The organism is Rhodococcus sp. LB1 (assembly GCF_001583455.1).
Lineage (GTDB): Bacteria > Actinomycetota > Actinomycetes > Mycobacteriales > Mycobacteriaceae > Rhodococcus_F > Rhodococcus_F opacus.
Genome location: NZ_LTCZ01000267.1, coordinates 1 through 1,645, shown reverse-complemented (window position 1 = coordinate 1,645; position 1,645 = coordinate 1). Strand labels below are relative to the sequence as shown.

At 66.0% G+C, this 1,645-nt stretch carries 2 protein-coding genes; both read left to right on the top strand.

Annotation, left to right across the window (positions count from 1 at the left end):
- A partial coding sequence (locus tag AZG88_RS28915; RefSeq protein WP_331712303.1) for a 2Fe-2S iron-sulfur cluster-binding protein occupies positions 1–365 on the top strand: 365 nt, incomplete at its 5' end.
- Entirely contained in the window at positions 362–1,612 is a 1,251-nt protein-coding gene (locus AZG88_RS28910) for an NAD(P)/FAD-dependent oxidoreductase (protein WP_063886908.1), read from the top strand. The genes AZG88_RS28915 and AZG88_RS28910, both read left to right, overlap by 4 nt.
- The last annotated feature ends 33 nt before the right edge of the window (positions 1,613–1,645 follow it).

The following is a 1,645-nucleotide window of genomic DNA, read 5'->3' as shown; positions in this document are numbered from 1 at the left end:
GCAGGCACTGCACCCCACAGCTACTGACCTCCGAAAGGATTCCCATGCCACTCGTGACGTACATCCACGCCGACGGGGCCACGCAACAGGTCTCGGTACCAGTCGGCATCAGCCTGATGAAGGCGGCCGTGAGCAACGACGTCCCGGGCATCGTCGGCGAATGCGGCGGATCTGCCGTCTGCGCCACGTGCCACGTCTACGTCGAGGGGTGCAATCAGCCGCTGGCAGGCCCCTCGCCCGACGAAGACGAGATGCTCGACTGGACCGCCGCACCACGGCAGGACGGGAGTCGACTCAGCTGTCAACTCGTCCCGACCACCGATGATGCTGAGATCACCGTCCGAATCCCGGAAGAGCAAGCATGATGGGCGCGGCCGGGCAGTCAGGGGTCCTCATCGTCGGTGGCGGACACGCCGGTGTGCAGATCGCGGCATCGTTGCGTGAGGCTGGCTACGCCGATCGAATCACGCTGGTCAACGGTGAACCCCATCGCCCATACGACCGGCCTTCCCTGTCGAAGGAAGCGCTCGACGACGCTTCCGCTGCCCAGGACTTCTCCCTGCGCGGCGAGGACTTCTTCGCATCCCGCGGTATCGACATGGTGCAGGCGCGGGTCGCACGTCTCGACCGGGATAGCAAAAGTGTTGTGGCACAGGACGGACGGGAGTGGCGTTACGAACACCTGGTGCTGGCGACGGGTGGCCGCCCGCGTCGACTGCCGGTACCGGGTGCCGAGTTGGCCGGCGTCGCAGAATTACGTTCACTCGACGATGCCCGGGCGCTGAGGGTTGCACTCGAGGCTGCGACGAACATCGTCATCATCGGTGGCGGATTCATCGGGTTGGAGGTCGCGGCAGCAGCAGCTGCGCGTCAACGACACGTGACCGTCATCGAAGGTTCCGACCGCTTGATGAAGCGGGTCGTCACCCCCCACGTCTCCGAGATCGTTGCGGACTATCACCGGTCCTGCGGCGTCGAGCTGCATTTCGACGATCGTGTCACCGAAATCCGTGGCCGGGGTGGTGTCGTCGGGGCGGTGCTGACCGCCGAGGGGGAGGAGTTGGCGGCAGACCTGGTGGTGCTCGGGGTAGGCATGGTGGCCAACGACGAACTTGCCGCCGCGGCCGGACTCCCCACCGACCACGGAATCCTGGTCGATCAGCAAATGCGGACCCGGGATCGGGCGATCTTCGCGATCGGTGATTGCGCCGCCGTCGAGGACGAGTCCGGCCGTGTTCACCGGCTCGAATCGATCCAGAGCGCCACCGACCAGGCCCGGCACGTTGCTACCACGATCCTCGGCAATACCGACCCCTACTCGGCCACACCGTGGTTCTGGAGCAATCAGGGTGCACTGAAGGTGCAGATCGTGGGCGTCGGGAACCCCGGTGATCGCACGGTCGTGCGTCGGGAGGGGAACCGGCTGTCCGTCTTCTGCCTGCGCCATGGCCGCCTGGTCGCCATCGAGTCGGTCAACGATCCCGGCACGCACATGGTCGGCCGTCGGATACTCGAACGCGGCGAGGTGCTCGACGAGCACACACTCGCGGACGGCGACTACGACCTGCGACAGGTCGCGAAGCGGGCAGTTCGAGTGGGTGGGCGGTCATGATCCCGAAGCCCCGATTCGATCTGTCGGAACCCG

Bases quoted from the DNA above. Each gene is read 5' to 3' on its own strand.
- AZG88_RS28910 (WP_063886908.1), top strand. From the start codon at position 362: ATGATGGGCGCGGCCGGGCAGTCAGGGGTCCTCATCGTCGGTGGCGGA.